Here is a 7,430-nt window from a genome sequence, read left to right as displayed (position 1 = left end):
CATCCTTGGCCCAGTGCGGCTAACCCGGCGTCCTGCCGGGTTACCCACGGATTCAAGCCTGCGTTCGGCCATCGTGGTTAACGGGGCCTGTCAGATCAAAATCAAAAGCAGAGCACGGCAGCCTGGTAGCCGACCTGAGTGGTAGAAGCGAAAGCAGGGCAAAAACAGGGGCTGCTTTTCTGTGGGAGCTGGCTTGCCTGCGATGGCATCAACTGTGTGTCACTGACAGACCGAGATGTCTGCATTGCAGGCAAGCCAGTCCCCCCCATTTGAATGCGTTCAGCGTCCAGGTTCAGGTCAGCTGCTAGGCCGCCGAACTCCGCTTTTGAGCTTTTTGATTTTAGGCGGCCCACTTAGGAACGCCGGAGTACGAGCACACCGAGCCTGGGCGAGGTGCCGAGTGGTGGGGTACTTTTGGTTGGGCCGGCATTTCGGGCTCTTTTCCAAAAGTGACCTGCCGTAAAGGCGGAACCCTAAGCCGCCGTCACCGCAGCAACGGCTATGTCCATCAACCAAACAACCCCATCATTGACCATCCCCCACGCACTGCGTAGCCTTGCACCTTCGAGGTTCTTCGGCCCAGGTCGAAGCTAAGAAGGGAACGCGGTTCAAGCCGCGGCTGCCCCCGCAACTGTGAAGGGTTCATCTGACTGCCACGCCACTGCCAATACGGCGGGAAGGCGCAGCCAGCGCCGGTCGCAAGACCCGCATGCCCCAAGCCAGGAGACCTGCCTCGTCACCGATTTTCTACTTCAACCGGGCGGGGTGATCCGGTGACGAAATCAGCTTCTGCGCATTGCCGCAGGGCCTGTCGTCCCGTATGCCCGCCCCAAAGGGCATCCGATGAAAACACTGGCCAAACTCCCCGTCACCATCGTTACCGGCTTCCTCGGCTCGGGCAAAACTACCTTGCTGCGCCATATGCTCGACAACGCCCAGGGCCGTCGCATCGCCGTGATCGTCAACGAGTTCGGCGAGCTGGGCATCGACGGTGAAATCCTCAAGCAGTGCTCCATCGGTTGCACCGAGGAAGAAGCCAACGGCCGCGTGTACGAACTGGCCAACGGCTGCCTGTGCTGCACCGTGCAGGAAGAATTCTTCCCGGTGATGCGCGAATTGGTCGCCCGTCGCGGTGACCTCGACCATATCCTGATCGAAACCTCGGGCCTGGCCCTGCCAAAACCGTTGGTCCAGGCCTTCCAGTGGCCGGAAATCCGCAGCGCCTGCACGGTTGACGCGGTGATTACCGTGGTCGACAGCCCGGCCGTCGCCGCCGGCACCTTTGCCGCGTTCCCGGATCAGGTTGATGCCCAGCGCAAACTCGACCCGAACCTGGACCACGAATCGCCCCTGCACGAGCTGTTCGCCGACCAACTGGCCAGCGCCGACCTGGTGATCCTCAACAAAGCCGACCTGATCAGCCCTGAAGACCTGGCACGCGTGCGCCTTGAAGTCGCCGAAGAGCTGCCGCCGGCCGTGAAAATCATCGAGGCCAGCAGCGGTCGCGTGCCGCTGGACGTGTTGATTGGCCTGGGCGCCGGCTCCGAAGAACACATCGACGGTCGCCACAGCCATCACGATCATCACCACGAAGGTGAAGACGACCACGACCACGATGCGTTTGATTCCATCTCCATCGACCTGCCGCAAGCTGATGAAGCGCTGCTGCTCGACGCCCTGAATCAACTGGTGGTGCAACACGGCATCCTGCGTGTCAAAGGTTTCGCGGCGATCCCGAACAAGCCGATGCGCCTGCTGATCCAGGGCGTGGGCACGCGTTTCGACAAGCATTTCGACCGTGCCTGGGGTGCTGATGAAGCCCGCATCACGCGTCTGGTGCTGATCGGCCAGGAGCTGGACGCGGCGGGCCTCGAAGCGCAACTGCGCGCTGCGCTCAGCGTTTAACCCATGCACCTGCTCAGGACCCAGCCCGGCGGTTTCGTCTCGGAAGACAACATTGCCGACTTAGGCCAAACCCCCGCCGAGCTGGTGATTCTGTGCAGCGGCGATTCCAGCCTGGCACTGCTGGCCGAAGCGGCCCAGCAGTTGCCCGACGATTACCCCAGCTTTCGCCTGGCCAACCCGATGCAGGTGCAAAACCATGCCTCGGTCGACCTGTACGTCGATGAGGTGCTGCGCCACGCCAAGGTGATCCTGATTTCGCTGCACGGCGGCATCGGTTATTGGCGCTACGGCATCGAGCGCCTGGTGGAATTGGCCGAGCGCGGCGTGCAGCTGATCCTGGTGCCGGGTGATGATCGCCCGGACCCGGAACTCAGCGGCTTGAGCTCCGTAGGCGTAGAAGCGCGCGACCGCCTGTGGCACTTCCTGCGCCAGGGCGGCCTGGGCAACGCGCTGGATTTCTATCGCTGCCTGGCAAGCAGCTACCTGGGCCGCGACTACGCCTGGGCCGAACCGCAAAGCCTGCCGCGCACCGCGATTTATCACCCGCACAAAGCCAACCCGCGCTTGAATGACTGGCAGTCGGATTGGCAGGCAGATTGGCCGGTAGCCGCAGTGCTGTTCTATCGCTCGCATTTGCAGGCGGCCAATACCGGTTTTATCGACGTGTTCTGCCAACGCTTGCAGGCGGCGGGCCTTAATCCGTTGCCGATAGCGGTGGCCAGTTTGAAAGAGCCCGGCTGCCTCACGGTGGTCGAAGACTGGCTCGATGACGTGCAGGCGGCGGTGATTCTGAACACCACCGGCTTTGCCCAGTCCAGCCCGGAAGCCCCGCATTTACGCCCGTTTCGCCGCAATATTCCGGTGATCCAGGCGATTTGCGCCCAGGACAACCAGCCCGGCTGGGAGGCCAGCGAGCAAGGCCTCGGCCCGCGCGACCTGGCGATGCATATCGCCTTGCCGGAGCTGGACGGGCGCATTATCAGTCGTCCCATCAGCTTCAAGGACCTGGCCTGGCGCAGTGAGCGCAGCCAGTCCGACGTGGTGTGCTACCGCGCTGCGCCCGAGCGCATGGATTTCGTCGCCGAGCTGGCGCGGCGTTGGGTCGAACTGGCACGGGTGCCGAATGCACAAAAGCGCATCGCACTGATCCTCGCCAACTACCCGACCCGTGACGGCCGCATTGGCAATGGCGTGGGCCTGGACACCCCGGCGGCGGCGCTGAATATCCTGCGCGCGCTGCAAGCCGAAGGTTATCCCGTGCCCAGTGAGTTGCCGCACAGCGGCACGGCCTTGATTCATGATCTGCTCGGCGGCGTCACCAACGATCTGGACAGCCTCGACCTGCGCCCGTGCCACCAAAGCCTGGGCCTGGACGACTACGAGGCGATGTTCAAGCGCCTGCCTGAAGCCAATCGCCAGGCGGTATTGGCGCGTTGGGGCGCACCGCATAACGATCCAATGTGCCGCGACGGCCGCATGATGATCGCCGGCCTGCGCCTGGGCCTGACTTTCGTCGGCATCCAGCCGGCGCGGGGTTATCAGGTTGACCACAGCGCGGTGTACCACGACCCGGACCTGGTGCCGCCCCACGGCTACTTGGCGTTTTACTTTTGGTTGCGCCACACCTACGGCGCCCATGGGGTGATCCATGTGGGCAAGCACGGCAACCTCGAATGGCTGCCGGGCAAGGGCGTGGGGCTGTCGGAGAACTGCTGGCCCGACGCGCTGCTGGGGCCGTTGCCGAATATCTACCCATTTATCGTCAATGACCCGGGCGAGGGCGCCCAGGCCAAGCGTCGCACTCAAGCGGTGATCATCGACCACCTCATGCCGCCGCTGACGCGTGCCGAGACCTACGGCCCGCTGCGTAACCTCGAGCTGTTGGCCGACGAGTATTACGAGGCGCAATTGCTGGACCCGCGCCGCGCCCTTGAATTGCAAAAAGACATTCTCAAGCTGGTGCGCGAAACCCATATCGATCAGGAGCTGGAGCTGGATAACGACGCCGACGCCACGGTCTGGTTGCCGCGCCTGGACACCTACCTGTGCGATTTGAAGGAGTCGCAGATCCGTGACGGCCTGCATATTTTTGGCGAGTCGCCCGAAGGCCGTTTGCGCATCGACACCCTGCTGGCCTTGCTGCGCATCCCGCGCGGCGATGGGCGTGGCCCGCAATCGAGCTTGCTGCGGGTGCTGGCCAAGGCGTTTGAGCTGGGCTTTGACCCACTCGATTGTGCCCTGGCCGAGCCCTGGACCGGGCGTCGCCCCGAGGTTTTGCAAAACATTGATCAGCAGCTCTGGCGCACCGCCGGTGATACCCGCGAGCGCCTGGAGTTATATGCCGCGCGTTTGATCGAGCAAGCGCTGGAAGGGCCGATCGAGCAGTTGGAGGAACCTGGCTGGGAGGATGTGAAGTCGGTCATCGAGAGCCTGCGCTTCGTCGTGGCACCGCGTCTGGACGCGTGCGGGCCTGCGGAAATGCAGGGTTTGCTGGAGGCGTTGAGTGGCCGCTTTGTACCCGCAGGCCCCAGCGGTGCACCCAGTCGTGGGCGCCTGGATGTACTGCCCACCGGGCGCAATTTCTTCACCGTGGATGTGCGCAACCTGCCCACCACCACGGCCTGGCGCATTGGCTTCCAATCCGCCAACCTGATCCTTGAGCGGCACCTGCAAGACCATGGCGACCACCTGCGCCAGCTCGGCCTGTCGGTCTGGGGCACCGCCACCATGCGTACCGGCGGTGATGATATTGCCCAGGCCATGGCGCTGATGGGCGTGCGTCCGGTATGGGCCACGGGCAGCCAGCGCGTGGATGACTTCGAGATACTGCCGATCAGCCTGTTGGACCGCCCGCGCGTTGACGTGACGCTGCGCGTGTCCGGGTTCTTCCGTGATGCCTTTGCCAACCTGATCCGGCTGTTTGATGCAGCCGTGCAGGCAGTGGCGGCCCTGGATGAGCCGGATGACATAAACCCGCTGGCGGCCAAGGTGCGCAGCGAGCGCGAGGCGCTGCTCAGCGCGGGCCTGGATGAAGAAGCGGCCGCGAAACAGGCTGGCTGGCGCATCTTCGGCGCCAAGCCTGGCGCCTATGGCGCGGGCGTACAGGGTGCGATTGACGGTCGCCTGTGGCAGAGCCGCGAGGATTTGGCCGAGGTCTACCTGAACTGGGGGGGCTATGCGTATGGCGGTTCCGATGAGGGTACTGCCGCCCGCGAACAGTTCGCCCAGCGCCTGAGCCAGGTGCAGGCAGTGTTGCAGAACCAGGATAACCGCGAGCACGACCTGCTCGACTCCAACGACTACTACCAATTCCAGGGCGGCATGCTCGCGGCCGTGGAAACCCTGAGCGGCGATAAGGCCGCCAGCTATCATGGCGACCATAGCCAGCCGGACCTGCCCAAGGTCCGCACCCTGAAGGAAGAGCTGAACCGGGTCATCCGTTCCCGTGCCGCCAATCCCAAATGGATCGACGGCGTGAAGCGCCATGGCTATAAAGGCGCGTTCGAAATGGCCGCGACGGTAGACAACCTGTTCGCGTTCGACGCCACCACCGCGCTGATTGATGATCACCAATACGCCTTGCTCGCCGACGCTTACTTGCTCGACCCTGACACCCGGGCCTTTGTGCAGCAGCACAACCCCGATGCCTTGCGCGATATGACCGAGCGTATGCTCGAAGCCCAGCAGCGCGGCATGTGGCAAGAGCCCGGAGCGTATCGCGAGGCGTTGGAAAACCTGTTGCTGGATATAGAAGAAGACAGCTGATGACTGATATTTCGCATTTTCCGCTGTCCGCCGTGGTCGGCGCCGACGACTTGAAACTGGCCCTGTGCCTCACCGCCATCGACCCGAAAATCGGCGGTGTGCTGATCGAAGGCCCGCGCGGCATGGCCAAGTCCACGCTGGCACGAGGCCTGGCAGATTTGTTGGCCAGCGGTCAGTTTGTCACCTTGCCGTTGGGCGCTACCGAAGAGCGGCTGGTGGGCACGTTGGATCTGGACGCTGCGCTGGGCGAAGGCCGCGCGCAATTCTCCCCCGGTGTCCTGGCCAAGGCTGACGGCGGCGTGCTGTATGTCGATGAAGTCAACTTGCTGCCCGATCACCTGGTGGACCTGCTGCTGGATGTGGCCGCCAGCGGCACCAACCTGATCGAGCGCGACGGGATTTCCCATCGGCATTCGGCGCGCTTTGTATTGATCGGCACCATGAACCCGGAAGAGGGCGAATTGCGCCCGCAACTGCTCGACCGCTTTGGCTTCAATGTGGCATTGAGCGGGCAAACCCTGCCCACCGAGCGCGGGCAAATTATCCGCCGCCGCCTGGATTTCGACAGCGATCCCGTAGCGTTCTGCAGCCAATGGGCCACGCAGCAAGCCGCCTTGCGCGATCGCTGCACCCAGGCGCGGGCGCGGCTCGACAGCATTGCGTTGGATGATCAGGCGTTGGCGCAGATCACCGAGCGCTGTTTTGCCGCCGGTGTCGATGGCTTGCGCGCAGACCTCGTGTGGTTGCGCGGCGCGCGCGCCCATGCGGCCTGGCGTGGCGCTGGCGCCATCGCCGAGGAAGATATCGAAGCCGTGGCCGAATTCGCCTTGCGCCATCGCCGTCAGGCGCAAACCCCTCCGGCGAGCCCGCCCGATAAAGGCCAGGCGCCACAACCCTCGGACTCCTCGCCCGGCCAAGGCCAATGGGGCGATATGCCCGCACCGGCCTTGCCCACGGGCGCACGCCGGGATGTGCCCACCTGGCCAAAAAAGCCCTAGGCATTCGCCCCCGACCTGACGCGGGGGCGGATGCCCGGCCCAAGGCGGGGCGACTGGAAAAAGGCAGGCACGGCAAAGCGCGTCGTGCAACGTTGGGTTCGATCAACTGGCCGGGCACCTTGCTCGGTGGTCGGCCGCAAACCCGTGAGGATGTGGTCTACCACCTGCGCAGCCGCTCAGCCCATGAGTTGTGGCTGGTGATTGTCGATGCCTCGGCGTCCACTCGGCGCCATGGCGCGTTGAGCGACGCCAAAGGCCTGCTGGCCCAGTTATTTGATGACGCGTATCGGCAGCGGGCGCGCATGGCGTTACTGACGGCCAGCGGGCAAGCGCCCAAATGGCAGGTGCAGGGGTTGAAGGCCGCCAAGGGCTTGGCCGGGTGGCTGGCTCAACTCGGCGCCGGCGGCGGCACGCCGTTGCTGGCGGCGTTGTCCGAAGCCGGGCATTGGCTGCGCGCGCGGCGTAAGCGTTACCCGGCCGAGCAGCAGCGTTTGCTGGTGATTACCGATGGGCGGCTCAAAGACATCGCCGGATTAGCGGCGCTCGATTGCCCGGGGCTGCTGGTGGATATCGAGCGCGGCCCGATCCAGCTCGGGCGCGCCAAACAGCTGGCGCTTGAGCTGCAGCTGGACTATCGACATATCGACAGCGTGTCGCTGCAATAAAAGTGAACGTTCCCTGATTCCCGCTTGTCCCCGCTTCCCATGTCACCCCCTGCCTGCCAAATCCCTTAATTTTCCAAGCCTGCCGGAAGCCTCTCCA

The 7,430-nt window shown here is 64.0% G+C and carries 4 protein-coding genes and 1 riboswitch; all 4 genes read left to right on the top strand.

Translation table 11 applies throughout. From position 1 onward, the window contains the following. Positions 1 to 550: 550 nt before the first annotated feature. Positions 551 to 750, top strand: a riboswitch (cobalamin riboswitch). A 93-nt stretch (positions 751 to 843) separates the two neighbouring features. The 4 genes from cobW to ACLBW8_RS27185 are packed head-to-tail and all read left to right on the top strand — an operon-like array spanning position 844 to position 7,333. Continuing rightward, positions 844 to 1,905, top strand: coding sequence for a cobalamin biosynthesis protein CobW (gene cobW / locus ACLBW8_RS27200; protein WP_221294508.1), 1,062 nt, complete (start codon positions 844 to 846; stop codon positions 1,903 to 1,905). A gap of 3 nt (positions 1,906 to 1,908) precedes the next feature. Then, entirely contained in the window at positions 1,909 to 5,670 is a 3,762-nt protein-coding gene (cobN, locus tag ACLBW8_RS27195) for a cobaltochelatase subunit CobN (RefSeq protein WP_447806771.1), read from the top strand. Next, the gene (locus ACLBW8_RS27190) at positions 5,670 to 6,668 is read left to right on the top strand and encodes an ATP-binding protein (RefSeq protein WP_447806770.1); all 999 of its coding nucleotides are present in this window, start codon (positions 5,670 to 5,672) and stop codon (positions 6,666 to 6,668) included. Before cobN ends, ACLBW8_RS27190 begins: the two co-directional genes overlap by 1 nt. Positions 6,669 to 6,721: 53 nt before the next feature. After that, complete coding sequence (locus tag ACLBW8_RS27185; RefSeq protein WP_447806772.1) at positions 6,722 to 7,333, top strand: vWA domain-containing protein; 612 nt, start codon at positions 6,722 to 6,724, stop codon at positions 7,331 to 7,333. The last annotated feature ends 97 nt before the right edge of the window (positions 7,334 to 7,430 follow it).

The organism is Pseudomonas sp. M5A4_2d (genome assembly GCF_053345295.1).
This window is presented reverse-complemented; position numbering and strand designations above follow the sequence as displayed.